The organism is Cobetia sp. cqz5-12, from assembly GCF_016495405.1.
Taxonomy (GTDB): Bacteria; Pseudomonadota; Gammaproteobacteria; order Pseudomonadales; family Halomonadaceae; genus Cobetia.
Genome location: NZ_CP044522.1, coordinates 1559607 through 1577219, shown reverse-complemented (window position 1 = coordinate 1577219; position 17613 = coordinate 1559607). Strand labels below are relative to the sequence as shown.

Sequence of the window (17613 nt, the reverse complement as noted above, 5' to 3'; positions counted from 1 at the left end):
CTGAAAGGCCTGCCACCATGAAAGTTGTCAGTTGCGAGACACACATCGTCGCCACTCCGCCGCCCCACGTCGGCGGCATGTACTGGATCTTCGTTCAGCTACGTACCGCTTGCGGCATTGAAGGGGTCGGAGAAGTCTATGCCGCCACCTTCCATCCGGAAGTCATGAGCAAGGCGATCGTCGATGTCTTCTCGCGTTATCTGGAAGGCAAGAACCCGCATCATATTGAACGCCTGTACCGCGAAGCCTTCTCCAGTGGCTTCACCCAACGCCCTGATCTCACCATGATGGGCGTGCTGAGTGGTCTTGAGATGGCCTGCTGGGACATCGTCGGCAAGGCGGCTGGCCTGCCGGTCTATGAACTGATCGGTGGCAAGGTCCACGACAAGCTGCGTTCCTACACCTACCTGTACCCCAAGGATGCACGCGGCAACTACGATTATGACAACGTCGAGCTGGCCGTCGAGTGCGCACTGGAGAACAAGGAAAAGGGCTTCACCGCATTGAAGTTCGATCCGGCTGGCCCCTACACCGCCTACTCCGGTCAGATGCTGTCTCTGGAAGGCATGGACAAGAGCGCCACCTTCTGCCGCCGCATCCGCGAAGCAGTCGGCAACAGCTGTGATCTGTTGTTCGGCACCCACGGCCAGATGACACCGGCGTCTGCCATTCGTCTCGCCAAGTATCTCGAGCCCTATGACCCGCTGTGGCTGGAAGAGCCGGTACCACCGGGACAGAGCGAAGCCATGGCGCGCGTGGCAGACCACACCTCCATTCCGGTCGCGACCGGTGAGCGCCTGACCACCAAGTACGAATTCCACGATGTGCTCAAGCACAATGCGGCCTCCATCCTGCAGATGAACCTGGGACGCGTCGGCGGCATTCTGGAAGGCAAGAAGATCGCGGCGCTGGCAGAAGTCTATTACGCCCAGATCGCCCCGCATCTCTACAACGGCCCGGTCGGCGCCGCGGCCAGCATCCAGCTGGCGACCGCCACGCCCAACTTCCTGATTCAGGAAAGCATCGGCACCTGGGATGGCTTCCACGCCGATGTGCTCAAGGAGAAGATCGAGTGGCGTGATGGTTACATCATCCCCTCCACCAAGCCGGGCCTGGGGGTCGAGCTGGACATGGATGTGGTCAAGGCCAATTCGCCTTACACCGGCCGGACCCTGCACCTGAGCATGGACCCGCGTCCCTATGACGTGAAGGAACAGTCCAGCACCGACTGGAAGCGCAAGCCGGAGGCGTAACGCCGATGCAATACGATTTCATCATTGTCGGTGCCGGGTCGGCGGGGTGCATCCTCGCCAACCGGCTGAGCGCCAACGGTCGCCACAAGGTGTTGCTGCTGGAGGCCGGCGGCAAGGACACCTCGCCCTGGATCAAGGTGCCGGTCGGGTTCGCCAAGACCTACTACAACCCGACCTACAACTACATGTATTACAGCAAGGAAGAAGCCGCGATGGGGGGCCGCAAGATCTATACCCCACGCGGCAAGGTGCAGGGTGGCTCAGGCTCCATCAATGCCATGATCTACGTCCGGGGCCAGGCCTCGGACTTCGATGACTGGGCGCGCGCCGGCAACGAGGGCTGGTCCTATCGCGAGGTACTGCCCTACTTCAAGCGTCTTGAATGCCACCCGGATGGTGATACCGAGTATCGCTCCGGCCAGGGCCTGATCGGCATCACGCCGCTGAAACATGGCGCGCACCCGATCTGCCGGTCGTGGCTGGAAGGGGCCCGCGAGCTGGGTTACACGCTCAATGATGATTTCAATGGCGAACGCTTCGAGGGTGCTGGCATCTATGAGGCCAACATCCGCAAGGGACAGCGGGATTCCAGCAATACCGCCTACCTGAAGCCGGCGCTGTCACGCGACAACCTCACGCTCAAGCATATCTGTCGGGTGGAGCGCGTGACGCTGGAAGAGACGCCCGATGGCGGCAAGCGTGCCACGGGTGTCGCCTACCGGCTTGATGACGAAGTCATCGAGGTGACGGCGCGTCGCGAAGTCATTCTCTGCGCTGGCGCCGTGGATTCCCCGAAGCTGCTGCAGCTTTCGGGGATCGGCGAGCGTGAGGCGCTGGCCACGCATGGTATCGAGACACAGGTAGACCTGCCGGCCGTCGGTCAGAATCTGCAGGACCACCTGTGCGCCAGCTACTACTACCGCGCCAATCGCACCACGCTGAACGATGACTTCGCGTCCTTCTGGGGCCAGGCAAAGGCAGGCCTGCAGTATCTGATCAACCGCAGCGGACCGCTGGGCATGAGCGTGAATCAGGCCGGAGGATTCTTCCGGGGCAGCGAGGCGGAGTCAGAGCCGAACATCCAGCTCTACTTCAACCCGATGTCCTACCAGATTCCCAACGACCCGAGAGCCAAGCTGACACCGGAGCCGTATTCCGGATTCCTGCTGGCCTTCAATTCCTGCCGACCGACCAGCCGTGGCAGCATTTCACTGTCCTCGGCAGACCCGGCAGACCCGGCGACGATCTGCCCCAACTACCTCAGTACCCAGAAGGACATCGATGAGGTGATTCAGGGCAGTCGTCTGGTGCGCAAGCTGATGGGCGCGCCCGCTCTCAAGGCCATCACCGAGTGCGAGGTCGCACCGGCAGAGACGGTGCAGGATGAGGCCAGCATGCTTGCGTATTTCCGCTCCCAGGGTGGCTCCATCTACCACCTGTGCGGTTCCTGCACGATGGGGCCGGACAAGGCCACCGCCGTGGTCGACAGTCAGTTGAAGGTGCATGGCGTGTCAGGGCTGCGCGTGATCGACGCTGCCATCTTCCCCAATATCACTTCCGGCAACCTGAATGCGCCGGTGATGATGGTGGCGGAAAAAGGCGCGGATCTTGTGCTGGCCGACCACGCAGACTGACCCGGCGGATAGCCGCCACCCCCACGAACGGCCCATGGGTCTGGTACCCTATGGGCCGTTCCCCTTTCCACGGATGGGCGATGCAGCCCGAGGCATCGCCCATCCGTCGTCACAGTGTCACAGCCTTCGGTCAGAAGCCGCCTGTGACCGAGATTCGCGTTTCGGAGTGACCCCGCGTTCATGAATCACGAGAAGACCAAAGCCCCTGCCGTCGACCACAGTGTCATGATTCTGGATCTGCTTGCGGCAGCCTCCTACCCGCTGACGCTATCGGAAATCTGTGAGTCCACCGGCATCTCGCCCGCTACCGGTCACCGCGTGATCAATTCCCTGCTGCACCATCAGCTGGTCGCTCACGATCCCGGTCGCAAGAAGTCCTACTGCATCGGCTCGCGCATCTTCCAGATCTCCTCGACGATCTACAACAAGCAGAGCCTGATCCCGGTCTTCTACCCCATCGCGGAGATTCTCAAGAACGAGATTCACCGCTCGATCTTTCTGTGCATCCCCATCGGGGACCAGGTGGTGGTGATCTCGAAGGTCGATGCCTCCGGCAGTGGCAGCTACAACCTCTATATCGGCAAGACCATGACCCAGCACGCCTGCGCCGCCGGCAAGGCGATTCTCGCCATGCGCCCCGAGAGCTCGCGTCAGCTGTACCTGGAGGCTGCCACGCGTATCACGCCTGAACTGGCCGAACGCCGTGACGAGATGGATGCCGAACTTGAGCGCGCGCAACGCCTCGGGTATGCCGTGTCCAGTGGCGATGCCGAGGGACAATTGAGCTGTATCGCCGCGCCTGTACTGAACATGCGCAATGAGCCCATCGCCGCCATCAGCGCCGTCATCAGCCAGGACTGGCTGAATCCGCAGCAGGCACGCGCCTACTCCAAGCATCTGGTCCAGGCGGCGCGCCAGCTGTCCTCGCGCATCATCTGAGGCCGAAAACGTTGCCTGGCGAGCCCGTCATGCTGCACCGCACAAAGTCTTGCCACTATATATAGGTATTTTCAGCGCCCAATATAGGTATTTTTCAGCACCCAGCGATCTGACAGACGTTATCGATGTTGCTCTGATAGCGAAACGCGGCTGCGACAGCCGACAAGCACCTTGAGGGCGCCTTTTGTCGATGGCGTGAATGGTCGGTGGCGCGAATGCAAGATACCCGTGATTCACGGGCCACTCTGGCCTCACGAATCACGGGTATCTTGCGTGGCATCACGGCGGCGCGGCCCGCCTTCTGTCAGGAGATGGCCGGCGCCCCGAGCAGTGCCTTGACCTCGACATATTCCGCCAGGCCTTCGTCACCCCATTCACGGCCATTGCCGGAACGCTTGTAGCCACCGAAGGGGGCATCGAAGGAGAACTCCGCCCCTTGCAGATAGCATTGCCCTGCCTGCATGCAGCGGGCGATGGGCAATGCTGCCTCGGCGTCACGTGCATAGACCGCAGATGACAGGCCATAGACGCTGTCATTGGCGATGGCGATCCCCTGCTTCACATCGTCGTAAGGCAGGATGCACAGCACCGGGCCGAAGATCTCCTCACGGGCGATCTCCATCTCATTGCTGACATTGGTGAAGATGGTCGGACGCACATAGCAGCCCTTCTCGAGCCCTTCGGGCGGCTCGACGCCACCGAGCGCCAGCTCGACACCGTCATCGATGGCACGCTGCACCAGATCAAGCACACGTTCGCGCTGCAGCGCGGAGACCAGCGGCCCCATGGTGGTTTTCGGGTCGTTCGGGTCACCCACCACCTGCTCGTTGGCGATCTCCACCGCCAGACGCGTGGCCTCTTCCAGACGCGAACGCGGCACCAGAAGGCGTGTGAAGGCGTCGCAGGTCTGGCCGGTGTTGGCCATGATGTTCTCGACATTCAAGCGCACGGCCGCGGCCAGGTCGGCATCTTCGGTCACCAGCAGCGGCGACTTGCCGCCCAGTTCCTGACAGACCCGCTTGACGGTGGGCGCGGCACTCTCGGCGACCTTGCTTCCGGCAATGGTGGAGCCAGTGAAGGACACCATATCCACTTGCGGATGGCCGGACATCACCGGACCGATCTCGCTACCCTCGCCCGTCACCACATTGAAGACACCTGCAGGCAGACCGACCTTCTCGAAGATCTCGGCCATGATGAAGTCCTGCAGCGGGGTCTGCTCTGCCGGCTTGGCGATCACGGTGCAGCCTGCCGCCAGCGCCGGGGCCAGCTTGCCGATCAACTGATGCAGCGGATAGTTCCACGGATTGATCAGCGAGCAGACGCCGATGGGCTCGCGCATCAGCGTCACATCGCCCTTGCGCTCGTCCTCTTCCATCTGGAAAGCGCGTTCAGCGTAGTAACGCATTCCCTCGATGGGGCCTTCCACGTGCAGCGCGCCGGCCAGTTGCACCGGGCAACCCATGGTGAGCACCTGCACGTCGCGCAGCTCATCGAAGCGACGCTGCATCTCATCCGCTGCCGCCATCAGGATGTCGTGGCGTTCCTGCGCGGATGTCGTGGACCAGGCAGGCAGCGCCTGACGTGCTGCCATGATGGCAGCCTCCACATCCTGCTCGCCGGCGCGCGGCACACTGGCACACAGCTCGCCGGTGGCCGGATTGATGACCTCCATGCGCTCGCGCCCGAAGGGTGCCTGCCAGTGGCCATTGATGTAGAAGTTGTCGTGATGTTGCATGCCAGACCTCTCGTTGCTGGTGGGAGATAACACTTTCCCTGAGGGTGAGTCTCAAACGCAAATGCCCCGGAGGCCATTCGCACGGCGCTCCGGGGCAGTCTTCACGGCTCAGCTGCGGCCGGTAACGCCGACCTCGTAGCCGACTTCTTCCGGCTCGTCATCGGTCAGCTCTGCCGGGAAGCCGGTGCCGAGCACACGGACATCGGCGGCTTCCTCGAGACGACGGATGATGTTGGAGGACCACTCACGCGGACCGAAGCGTTCCTGACCATCGCGGAAGATGTCCATCAGCATCGGGGAGATTTCCAGCGGCACGTCCAGGTTCCTGGCCAGGGTGTCGAACAGGCCGACATCCTTGAGCACCAGATCCATGGTGAAGCTGATGTTGCGGCTACCGTTCAGGATGACCTGAGACTCGGTCTCGTGGACGAAGGAGTTGCCCGAGGAAATCTTGATCGCCTCGTAGGTGGTATTCATGTCCATGCCGGCCTTCTTGCAGACGGTCAAGGCTTCGGCAACGGCGCACAGGTTGGCGGTGGCCAGATAGTTGGTCATCACCTTGAGCACGGAGGCGGTGCCCAGTTCCCCGGTGTGCAGGACACGGCGACCCAGGTTGGTCAGCACCGGCAGCACCTGCTCGAAGGATTCGCGGTCACCGCCGACGAAGATGGAGATGTTGCCGGTGGCGGCACGGTGGCAGCCGCCAGAGACCGGGGCTTCCAGTGCCTTGGCACCGGTGGCCAGCACCTTGTCGGCGATGCGACGCAGTTCGCCGTCATCGGTAGTACTCATCTCGAGCCAGATCTTGCCTTCGCACAGACCGGCAATGATGCCGTCATCGCTTTCCATCACGGCGCTGCAGGCAGCCGGAGACGGCAGGCAGGTGATGACCATGTCGTTGGCTTCGGCGAGTTCCTTGGAAGAATCCGCCCACTTGGCACCCTGCGCGAGGAAAGGCTTGGCGGCTTCCGGGTCAAGGTCACGCACGGTGACATCATGCCCATTGCGCAGCAGGCTGCCTGCCAGCTTGCCACCCACGTTACCGAGACCGATGAATCCGACTTTCATGTGCTGTCCTCTCTGCCTGTCTGTGCGGTGTACTTGCATGAGTCCATTCACGGAAACCGGAAGAGGTAACCCCGTGGCCCATGCCATCTTGACGCTCACCGTACTGACGCGACCGACAGGCAACAATTCATAAGATTTTGCTGACTGGTAACAATTTTTGTGAGGCCGAACGACGGCCCCCAACGACAACGCCACCCGAAGGTGGCGTTGTCGTTGGGGGCATGCATGGCGCGATGCGTGAACGCGATCCCGTCAAGACGCGAGAGATTGGCTCTGAGCCTCGAGCCAGCGCAGTACGGTCGCGACCCGTTCATCCTGTTCAAGCTCGCGATGACAGACCGCTCCCCACTCCCCACGCCCATCGATGACCTGCCCGGTGGGGTTGACCAGTCGGCCACCCAGCAGATCCGCATCCGCGAAAGGACCATTGACCAGTGCCACGCCCTCGCCCCGCAGAGCCATCTCGAGCGCCACCGCCAGCGTATCGACCACGATGCAATTGCGGCTCGGACAGGGGCCAAGTTCCTGAAGCTCGAACCAGCTGTCCCAGTTCCACCCCTCGGTGTAGACCCCGATCAGCGGCAAGGTACGCAATGCTTCAGGAGCCAGAGGCCCGGACTCGCCCTCCAGCAACTCAGGGCTGCAGACTGGAAACAGTCTGGAGGCGAACAGCGGCTGCCAATGCAGGTGCTCCGCCAGCGGCGCTTCCTGGAAAACGATGCCGATATCGGCATTGGCCTCATCGAATTCCCACCCTACGCTGCAGGTGGTGAGCTTGAGCTCGATCTCGGGATGCTCGGCCTGGAAGCGAGTCAGCCGCGGAGCCAGCCAGCGAATCGAGGTCGTCACGTAGACCTGCAACCGCAACGGTTGTGCGTGCTGCATCTGGCGAAGCGCCTCGGCCCCCTGAACCAGTCCGGCCAGGGCTTCACGCACTACCGGATAGAAACGTTCCCCTGCGGGGGTCAGCACCACATGGCGACCTTCACGTGCGAACAACTTGACGTCGAGACTCTCTTCAAGCCGCTGGATCTGGTTGGCGATGGCCGGGTGCGTCAGGTGCAGCTCCTCGGCTGCGGCACGCAGACTCAGCAAGCGAGCGGCGGCTTCGAACCCTTTCAGAGAGCTCAAGGGCGGGAGTTTATGCAGAGACAATGGAGTCGGCATGGAAGAACACTCAGGCAGGACGAAACGAGGAAACAAGAGACAGGCAGGTCATCCGAATGCTAGACCCTCAAGGCGGGAAATGGCTGCCCTCTGGCCCTCTTTCGCGATGAGACAATGGCAAAGCGGGTGACCGTCGCTGACAGCCACCCGCACAATTGTCCTCATGTTACCAAAGCCGCCATGCCGCGTAATGCCGATGCGCGTCGGCAAGCTACCCGTGGCCGGCTCAACCGGCCTGACTCAGACAGCCTGGCTCAGCAGGCGCTCATCGAAGGGATAGTCCGACAACAGTTCCACCTGACCATCGTCACGAATGTACAGCTGCTCTTCGAGCTTGACGCCTTCGCCGCCGGACTCATGTCCGATATAGCTCTCCACGCATAGTGTCATTCCCGGCTGGAGGATGCCGTCGTAGCCCTTGTCCTCGATATCCTCGCGATGAACGATGTAGGGATACTCACCGTTCATCCCGACACCATGCGCCAGGGCAAAGTAACGACGCGCGCGATAGGCGGGAGGGATTCGCCAGGCACGTTCGGCGTATTCCTTGAAGCTGACCCCCGGCTTGAGATTTTCCATGTTGGTCTGGATCTGGTCATACGCCATGCGATAGAGCGATTTCTGCTCGGCACTGGCCTCACCCGTGCCACACAGGAAGGTTCTCGAGAAATCCGCGTAGTACCCGTAACGCCCGACCACATCGGTATCCAGCGCGACCAGTTCTCCCGCCTGGATGATCCGGTCGGAACATTCCTGGAACCAAGGATTGGTGCGCGGCCCGGAATTCATGAGACGTGTCTCGATGAAGTCGGCGTCTGTCTCGATAATGTGCTGATGCAGTCGGGACCAGACGTGATTTTCGGTGACCCCAGGCCGTATGGAGGCCTCCAGTTTGCGCACTCCCTCCTCGACCGCTCTCAGCGAGGAGCGAATCATCTTTATCTCATTGGGCACCTTGAAGGCTCGCGCCTGCTCAAGGGGCTCCTGAGCATCCAGCACCTGATAGCCTCGCTGCTCGAGCATGAAAGCGGCTTCCGCGGTCGCGCTCTCGATGGCGATCCGCTCACCTCCGCCGCACTGACGCACCAGATCGATGATTTCATCCGCCCAGGCTCTGGTGACGGCTTGTGTATTCTTCTCGTTGAAGTAATAGGAAATCGCCTTGGCCGGGCGAATCTCGTCCACGGTCGGTAGATGGCTGGCCAGGTGTTCGCATCCCGAGAACTCGAACAACACGACCGGCCCTGCGGCGGGGACGAATACGTAGCGGGCGGGATTGCGCGAACTGTATACCTGCATGTTGCGAGACCCGGTGGCATAGCGGACATGTGCCGGGTCGAACAGGACTGCCGCCGTGATATCGCGTCGGGCCAGCTCCTGGCGAACACGCGCAAGTCGGTCACATTGGATCTGCGCAATCTCTTCCGACGTCGGTTCGCAGTCTTCCAGTGCATGGGTCGGAGCGAGGATGCCCATCGCCGTCAGGTCCATTTTCATGTGGGATGCCCTGTGGGAAGTGTTCGATCAAGCGCCCAAAAGGCGCATGCAAGTTGAGAAGGCGTCACGGGAATACCGGACATCGATCAGTCGAGCAGACCGTCGGCGCGCTGGACGTATCGAGCTTCCGCCAGAATGTGCTGCTCCGAGACGCGCCCATACAGCTGGCGCGTGCGCTCCAGTCGCCCCACCACTCCCGGCGTTTCGGAATAGGCGAAGATCGCCGTCAGTCGGGGAACCTCACCCGAGACCTGCGTGACGCGGTGCAGACTGAACCGCCCCTTGAACAACTGCAGATCCCCCGGGTTGAGACTCAGGGTCTTCACCGCTTCACGTGACTCTCCCCGGATCACTTCGCCCACGGCAGCGTAGTGTTCATCGTTGGGGGTGCGGATGCCGGGGCAATACTCGAACTGACCACCGCTCTCGGGCCGTTGGGTCATCATGGTGACGATGAATTCGTTGGTGTCGTAGTGCCAGGGTTGCTCGGTGCCCTCTGGCAGCACGTTGAGCACGAGCCCGGCAAAGGGGTCGGCATACTCGTACACCCGCTCACGCCCCAGACAGGCCGACACCAGTTGCTTCATGGCCTGCGAGACATACAGTCGCTGCATCAGGCTATCGGCAGGAATCATGTCGCGCGTCACGAAGCCACTGGTACGGGTCATGAACAAGCGACGCGGATCCTGTTGGGGCAAGCGGTCGTCATCGGCCGTGAAATAGGCATTCACCTCGCGAGTGTTGAAGAACGCACGCTCGGCGAGGCGAGCCGTTTCCGCCTGCATCTGCGCCAGGCGCTCCGGACGCAGAAAACCTCTCAATACGGCGCATCCCTCACGCTCGAGATCTTCTCGCGCCTTGGCGATCGTGGCCTCGAGCACGGGAGATCGGGGGTCATGCAGGGGGTAACGCTCGGTATCGATCAGCGCAGAGAGATCGACGGCCTCGGCATCGGCCAATGGTGGGGGCATCGCGGTAGTCAGGTCAGTCACGGAGATATCCTCGCGTCGTGGGGCTGGGGGACAAGACAGCTCGTGGGTCAGGCACTATGCTGGCCAGAATCCATGCATTTGAGAAACGAGTCATTCCAATGAAATCCATCGGAAAACCCGATACATCAAGCACAGACGCCCCTCGCCCCTTGCCATCGCTGGATACGGATCTGCTGCTGGCATTCGTGACGGTGGCCGACAGCGGGAGCTTCACTCAGGCGTCGCGGCACCTGCACCGCACCCAGTCCACCGTCAGCCTGCGCATCAGCACCCTCGAGGAACGACTCGGCTACCGACTGCTGATACGCACCAGTCGTCATATGGAATTGACCGATGCCGGTCGAACCTTTCTGCGCTACGCACGCCGCATCCTGCAATTGCAGCGTGAAGCCGTGGCTGCCCTCGGTGAAAACGACCACCCGATCACGTTGCGCCTCGGCTTGCCGGAGGACTACGCCACCACCTGGCTGCCGCAGCTACTGGCACAGATCAGTGAGCATCATCCCCAGATCCGGCCACACATCCACTGCCGGATGTCCACGGAACTGCTGGAACAGCTCGATGCAGGGCAGCTGGATCTGGTCATCGCGGTCAGTCACAACCCACAACGCCAAGGGGAATTGCTGTCTCGCGAGCCTGTGGTGTGGGCGGCGCATCAACGCTTCGTGCTGGATCCCTGCGCTCCGCTGCCATTGGCACTGTTCCCCGATCAATGCATCTATCGCGAACGGGCCTTGTCCGCCCTGACGCAGGCCGAACGCAACTGGCGTATCGATTCCACCAGTCAGAGCCCCAGCGGCTTGAGAGTCATCGTCAATCAGGGTCATGCCATCACGGTGGCAGATCGACGCTCGTTGCCTGAAGACTGGTATGAACTGGGTGAGGATATGGGCCTGCCAACGCTGCCCACGGCCGAGATCGAACTCCATCGCTCTCCCAGCCTGACGCACCCGATATTCGATACCTGTGCAGAGATGATTCGCGAATTGTTGCGAGAAAAACCTCAGGCGCGATGAGTCCTCATCATGATCACCGGTCTTGCTGCTTATACGGGCGTTTTTACTATCTCCGTTACGACCTCTGACATTCTGCCTGCGACAGGATGGAAGATTTTCCGCTCTCCACTGCAATACGCTGCACGGCAGTTCACTGCATGCCCCTGATCGACTGGCACCCTCCCCGGCAACATCGCAAGACACGACAACAAGAACGAGGAAACTCACATGTTCGGAGCATCCGTGCGCCCACTGGTCTTCTGGCCCCCTTTCATTCTGCTGTTCGCCTCCGTATTGGCGAGCTTGATCGATCTCGACAGCTTTCTGGCTGTCACCACCAATCTCAACAACCAGGTACTCAGCAAGTTCGGCTGGTTGTTTTCCATCACGGCGCTCAGCATGGTGGTGGCCTGCCTCATCGCCTATCTTTCGCCACTGGGCCGCACCCGTATCGGCGGCGAGAACGCGACGCGACTGTTGTCCCCATGGCGTTGGTTCTCCATCACGTTATGCACCACGCTGGCCGTGGGCATCATGTTCTGGTCGACCGCAGAGCCGCTTTATCATCTGCACTCGCCGCCCACCTCGCTGGACATTGCCGCCAATAGCCCGGAAGCCGCGCGGTTCGCGCTCTCGACCATGTTCCTGCATTGGTCGTTCACGCCCTATGCGATCTACACCGTCCCTGCACTGATCTTTGCCCTGATGCATTACAACCTCGGCAAGCCCTTCTCCCTCGGGACCCTGTTCGTGCCACTGCTGGGAGATCGGCTGATCGGTCGCAAGGGACGTGCGCTCGATGCACTTGCGCTCTTCGCCCTGGTCTGTGGCATGGCGTCGTCCCTCGGCACAGGGGCCATGACCCTGGCAGGCGGCATCGACCGCTTCCTCGGTACTGGCTCGGGTCCGCTGATGCTGGGCATCGTCACCCTCGCAATCGTGCTGTGTTTCACCGCTTCGGCGGCCAGTGGTCTGCAAAAAGGCATCGCACGCCTGTCCGCCATCAACGCCAAGGCTTTCTTCGCCTTCCTAATCTTCGTGTTCGCCTTCGGTCCGACGCTGACCATCCTGGGCTACGGCACGGAAGCGGCTGGCGAATACTTCACCAACTTCATGAGCAAGAATCTGTTCACCGGGGCCTTCGACAATGACCCCTGGCCACAGAGCTGGACCATCTTCTACTGGGCCAACTGGATGGCATGGGCACCGATTTCCGCCCTGTTCCTGGGCAAGATCTCACGCGGTTATACCGTGCGGCAGTTCATGCTGATCAACATGGTGGCGCCCTCGCTCTTCTCGATCATCTATGTCGCGGTGTTCAGCAGCACCACGATCAAGCTGGATATGGAAACTGGCGGCGCCCTGTATGGCATTCTCTCGGACTCCGGCGCGGGCTCGGTGATCTACGCACTCTTCGATGAGCTACCGATGAGCTCTCTGGTGGGGGGGATCTTCCTGGTCATCGCCTTCCTGTCCTTCGTGACAGCGGCCGACTCCAATACCGACGCCATCAGCCAACTCTGCAGCTCGGATAGCCAGGAGGCTCTGGCAGGCAACGAAAGCGAAGACCGCAGCAAGGGGCGACTGATGATGAAGATCATCTGGGGCTCGACCATCGGCGCCGTCGCCTGGATCATGACTTCCTTCGTCGGCATCGACGGCATCAAGATGCTCTCCAATCTCGGCGGCGTGCCGGCGCTGTTCATCGTGATCGGTGCCACGGCGTCTCTGATACGTCTGGTCTCGATCGGGACTGCCAAGATCGGTCTCGAGCATACGCCGTCACGCAGTTATTCGGCAGAAGCGCATCAGCGTTGGCAATCTTCCCGGTCCAGCTGAGCCAGCTCGAGATGGCGTGATACTGCAGTCCTCAAGGAGAAACCACGACACCCCCGTCGCCTTTCGGCGCGGGGGTGTCGTGGTTTCTCCTTGAGTGTCATGGCCCGCACTGTGTCGTGGGCCATTCAGCCCGCGTGATGTTCCGAACGAGCGCACCTCTGAACCCATTTTTGGCAGAACTTTCTGCAAATCCCGCCAGCGCATTACATGAACGCGCGCGTATATACGCCGTTGATGAGCGAATCTCAACGCTGACAAAACAGAAATTTATGGGTTAGGATCCGCAGCCTCACAAGAAATTATAGGAATACGTATGTTTGGCTCTTCCATCCGCCCCTTGGTCTTCTGGCCACCGTTCATCCTGTTGATGGTCGCGGTGGCAGCAAGCCTCATCAATCTCGAAGGATTCCTCGCCACCACGACAGCCTTGAATGACTGGGTACTCAACAAGTTCGGTTGGCTGTTCTCGATTACGGCATTGGCGATGGTGGTGACATGCTTGATCACCTACCTGTCTCCACTGGGCAGAACCCGGATCGGAGGTGAAAATGCCACGCGGATTCTGACACCCTGGCGCTGGTTTTCCATCACGCTATGTACCACCCTGGCCGTCGGCATCATGTTCTGGTCAACCGCGGAACCGCTCTATCACCTGCATACTCCACCGGGTTCACTCGATGTGGTTGCCAATACGCCTGAGGCTGCCAGATTCGCGCTCTCGACCATGTTCCTTCACTGGTCATTCACGCCCTATGCGATCTATACCGTCCCGGCATTGCTGTTCGCTCTGATGCATTACAACCTTGGCAAGCCGTTCTCGCTCGGCACGCTCTTCGTGCCGCTGCTGGGTGATCGCCTGATCGGTCGCAAAGGCCGTGCGCTGGATGCACTGGCGCTGTTTGCACTGGTCTGTGGCATGGCTTCATCATTGGGCACCGGTGCCATGACACTGGCCGGCGGGCTGGATCGCTTTCTGGGCACAGGCACTGGCCCATTGATGCTGGCACTGGTGACTCTGGCCATCGTGGCCTGCTTTACCGCATCCGCGGCCAGTGGTCTGCAGAAAGGCATTGCGCGTCTATCTGCCATCAATGCCAAGGCCTTCTTCGTCTTCATGGCCTTTGTCTTCCTGTGTGGCCCGACCCAGACCATTCTCGGCTACGGCACGGAAGCGGCTGGCGAGTATTTCAACAATTTCATGCAGAAAAGCCTGTTCACCGGTGCCTTTGATGGTGACCCGTGGCCGAAGAGCTGGAGTATCTTCTACTGGGCCAACTGGATGGCGTGGGCACCGATTTCCGCCCTGTTCCTGGGCAAGATTTCCCGTGGCTATACCGTGCGACAGTTCATGCTGATCAACCTGGTCGCGCCGGCACTGTTCTCGATCACCTATGTGAGCGTCTTCGCAAGCTCCACTATCCAGTTCGACATGCAAAGTGGCGGGGCGCTTTACCAACTGCTGAATGAGTCCGGTGCAGGCTCCGTCATCTATGCCCTGTTTGATGAACTGCCGATGAGCACCCTGGTCAGCGCCGTCTTCCTGATCATCGCCTTCCTGTCCTTCGTGACGGCAGCAGACTCCAATACCGAAGCGATCAGTCAGCTGTGCAGCACCGACAGCCAGGCTGCCATGGCCGGAGACAGCGACGAGAACACCAATGATCGTCTGCTCATGAAGATCATCTGGGGCTGCACCATCGGCGCCGTCGCCTGGATCATGACCGCCTTCGTGGGGATTGATGGCATCAAGATGCTTTCCAACCTCGGCGGTGTGCCGGCGCTGTTCATCGTGATTGCCGCCACGGCGTCCCTGCTGCGTCTGGTGTCGATCGGTACCGCCAAGATCGGTCTCGAGCACACGCCGTCACGTAGCTATTCTCCAGAAGCGCACCTGCGCTGGGAGAGCACTCGCAAGTCGGCAGAAAGCTCTCGGTAAGTATTGCCCTGCCCAAGCATGCCTGCCTAGGGCATGTTGATAACGCCCTGTCTCCGGACAGGGCGTTTTACTGTGGGTAGAACGTGGCGAAGACTCGCTCTCCCATGAGTCAATGTCCTCTTCCAAACCGAGTCAGTTGAGCCCGAGACATTGAGCAAGTCTCTTGCTGAAGTACTGAAAAAGTCATACGCATATCGTAATGACAACGATTTATTCGACTTGCTGACGCAACCCATAAGTGCCAATAAATAATTAAAGATAATACTGAGCGAGTTTATTTATATAATAATTCATGTCTTCCACGATGCTCTGCCATGTGTCGTGCAACTGGATGTCGTCGCCCCTCTCTCGTCCAACCACCGTTGACGTGAATGAAAGGCAAGCTTCTCCCCCAAGGGTGTGGACATTGACATGCGCATAATTTATCGTTGCAAACGAATTTGATAACGAGACAATATAAAAACACTGTTTTGCCAAGCTCGGGGCTGACCAACAACTCATATCAGCGCCCTTGCAAGGCTTGACCAATAACAAGGACGCGTATGCGACATCATTATTCCGATGAAGGCAGATGCATGCCACGCCGCCCTCCCCCAAATTCCCGCCTGACCGGGAAGTGCCACCAACTCCGTCTTCATTGACCGAGTTTGCCGATTATTGATGACGCGGCCCACGTGCTGCGCTGGATGCCATTTGCTTGAGCAAATGACGCAGAACTACGTCCACGGCTAAGAACCTTCCCCTCCTTACTCGTCGCTATCGACAACCGTTTGCCCTCGGGCAACTGCGTTGCGTAGCGCCCTGTTTCCCTACCGAGGGCCAGTTCTTGAACAACGAATCGCTATATCAATTCTCTACCCTGACTGTCGTACTGCTGCTGCTTGCCTTCTATGGCGGCACCTATCTGATGACGCTGGGGATCCGTAAGAAAAATGAAGATGCCGATGCCTTCATGGTCTCCAACCATCGCGTTGGCTTCGGCATGGGCGCGGCAAGCATGACGGCCACCTGGATCTGGGCAGCCTCCTTCTATGCTGCCGCTACCTCCGGCTATACCTATGGTGTGTCAGGCCCGATCCACTACGGCCTGTGGGGCGCCCTGATGATCCTGTTCATCTATCCCTTCGGTCGCCGCTTCCGCAAGCTGGCGCCCAATGCGCATACGCTGGGCGAACTGATCCACGCACGTCATGGCTCCTCCAGTCAGCTGATTCTGGCGCTCTCGAACCTGTTGGGTAGCGTGATCAGCCTGATGGTCAACTTCACCGCTGCCGGGGCACTCGTCTCAGTGCTCTCACCGCTCTCCTTCCAGGCGGGCGTGATCATGGCAGGCGTCGGGGTGCTGTTCTATACCCTGTGGTCCGGCTTCCGCGCCTCGGTACTGACCGACTTCGCGCAACTGGTTGCCCTGATGGCAATCGCCATCGTGATCATCCCGGCAGTGTTCTTCGCGATGGGTGGCCCGACGGAGCTGGTCGCAGGTCTGGACAATCTGACGCCAGAACAGGCCAACTTCTTCTCGACGGATGCCATACTGAATCAGGGCGCGCCCTTCTTCGTTGCGGTACTGGCCTATGCCATCGGGAACCAGACCATTTCCCAGCGCCTGTTCGCCGTCAACGAAGACCACATCAAGCCGACCTTCCTGACCGCGACGCTGGGCTACGGTGCCATCGTCATCGGCTTGGGCATGATTGGCCTGATGGCACTGACACTCGGGGTGGAGCCGCTCAACGGCGACATGAACAACCTCATCCCGCAGATGGTGTCCGAGTATCTGCCACCGTTCTTCATCGCGCTGTTTTTCATTCTGGTGATCGGTTCGCTGTCCTCCACCGCGGATTCCGACCTTTCCGCGCTGTCCGCCATCATCATGGCCGATGTCTATGGCAAGAATATCGCCCGCGGCAAGCCCGACCCGAAACGTATGCTCTTCATCGGTCGCTTGACCATGATCATCGCCACGGTGCTGGGCATCGTCTTCGCCAGCTTCTCACTGGATATCCTGGTGATGCTGGTCTTCGTCGGGGCACTGTGGGGCGCGATCGTCTTCCCGGTGATCGCCAGCTGCTTCTGGAACCGGGTGACCAATACCGCTTTCACCACATCCGTCCTCGTCGCGATGGTGACGTTCTGCCTGGCACGCTTTGAGCTTGTCCCGCTGACGGGCATGAGCGGGCTGTTCTTCGAACTGCTCGCCAGCATCGGCGGTGGCGTGATCATCGGCCTGATGGTGTTTGGCTTCCTCGGCCGCACGCTAGGCATCATCGCCGGCGTCATCGCCATGATCGCCATGCTGATCTTCGCGACCGGCTTCCTGCGCGATTACACCGTGCTGCTCGCCTCGCTGACCGCTTACGGTACCAGCACCCTGGTGTGTGTGGTCATGAGCCTCGCCAGCCGCAAGGAACGCTTCGATTTCGACACCATCACCGAACGTGTCGGCAACTATGACGAAGCCCTCGACTCAGGCGATCGTGATACGACAACACCGATCCAGACTCAGCCCGCTGCCTCTACCGGCGCATGATTCTGGATAACGTCCGAGACAGAAC

12 protein-coding genes are annotated in these 17613 nt (G+C 60.2%); 7 read left to right on the top strand and 5 right to left on the bottom strand.

Annotated features, from left to right (window positions below; all coding sequences use genetic code 11):
- Positions 1-17: 17 nt before the first annotated feature.
- From F8A90_RS06780 to F8A90_RS06770, 3 genes are all read left to right on the top strand, one after another.
- Positions 18-1253: a mandelate racemase/muconate lactonizing enzyme family protein gene (locus F8A90_RS06780; RefSeq protein ID WP_200019484.1), complete on the top strand. Its 1236-nt coding sequence runs from the start codon at positions 18-20 to the stop codon at positions 1251-1253.
- Positions 1254-1258: 5 nt separating this feature from the next.
- Positions 1259-2887 carry a GMC family oxidoreductase gene (locus tag F8A90_RS06775; RefSeq protein WP_200019483.1) on the top strand — a complete coding sequence of 543 codons (1629 nt, stop codon included), beginning with the start codon at positions 1259-1261 and terminating at the stop codon, positions 2885-2887.
- A 180-nt stretch (positions 2888-3067) separates the two neighbouring features.
- On the top strand, positions 3068-3826 hold the full coding sequence (locus tag F8A90_RS06770; RefSeq protein ID WP_054555863.1) for an IclR family transcriptional regulator: 759 nt from the start codon (positions 3068-3070) through the stop codon (positions 3824-3826).
- A 304-nt stretch (positions 3827-4130) separates the two neighbouring features.
- On the opposite strand, the gene F8A90_RS06765 is transcribed toward F8A90_RS06770, so the two are convergent.
- The 5 genes from F8A90_RS06765 to F8A90_RS06745 form a co-directional block, all read right to left on the bottom strand.
- Positions 4131-5564 (bottom strand): aldehyde dehydrogenase family protein, encoded by a 1434-nt coding sequence (locus F8A90_RS06765; protein ID WP_200019482.1) that lies wholly within the window; start codon positions 5562-5564, stop codon positions 4131-4133.
- Between the two features lie 108 nt (positions 5565-5672).
- On the bottom strand, positions 5673-6632 hold the full coding sequence (locus tag F8A90_RS06760; RefSeq protein ID WP_136938016.1) for an NAD(P)-dependent oxidoreductase: 960 nt from the start codon (positions 6630-6632) through the stop codon (positions 5673-5675).
- 252 nt (positions 6633-6884) lie between these two features.
- Positions 6885-7763: a LysR substrate-binding domain-containing protein gene (locus F8A90_RS06755; protein WP_233593517.1), complete on the bottom strand. Its 879-nt coding sequence runs from the start codon at positions 7761-7763 to the stop codon at positions 6885-6887.
- A gap of 276 nt (positions 7764-8039) precedes the next feature.
- On the bottom strand, positions 8040-9296 hold the full coding sequence (locus F8A90_RS06750; RefSeq protein ID WP_200019480.1) for a M24 family metallopeptidase: 1257 nt from the start codon (positions 9294-9296) through the stop codon (positions 8040-8042).
- A gap of 86 nt (positions 9297-9382) precedes the next feature.
- On the bottom strand, positions 9383-10288 hold the full coding sequence (locus tag F8A90_RS06745) for a HalD/BesD family halogenase (RefSeq protein WP_325096944.1): 906 nt from the start codon (positions 10286-10288) through the stop codon (positions 9383-9385).
- 98 nt (positions 10289-10386) lie between these two features.
- Here F8A90_RS06745 and F8A90_RS06740 point away from each other — a divergent pair, with 98 nt between their 5' ends.
- From F8A90_RS06740 to F8A90_RS06725, 4 genes are all read left to right on the top strand, one after another.
- Complete coding sequence (locus F8A90_RS06740) at positions 10387-11304, top strand: LysR substrate-binding domain-containing protein (protein ID WP_200019479.1); 918 nt, start codon at positions 10387-10389, stop codon at positions 11302-11304.
- Positions 11305-11511: 207 nt separating this feature from the next.
- A complete protein-coding gene (locus tag F8A90_RS06735) occupies positions 11512-13122 on the top strand; it encodes a BCCT family transporter (protein ID WP_200019478.1) in 1611 nt (536 codons plus the stop codon).
- 313 nt (positions 13123-13435) lie between these two features.
- Positions 13436-15058, top strand: a complete 1623-nt coding sequence (locus F8A90_RS06730) for a BCCT family transporter (protein ID WP_200019477.1) — start codon at positions 13436-13438, stop codon at positions 15056-15058.
- A gap of 826 nt (positions 15059-15884) precedes the next feature.
- Entirely contained in the window at positions 15885-17588 is a 1704-nt protein-coding gene (locus tag F8A90_RS06725; protein WP_200019476.1) for a sodium:solute symporter family protein, read from the top strand.
- Positions 17589-17613: the final 25 nt, after the last annotated feature.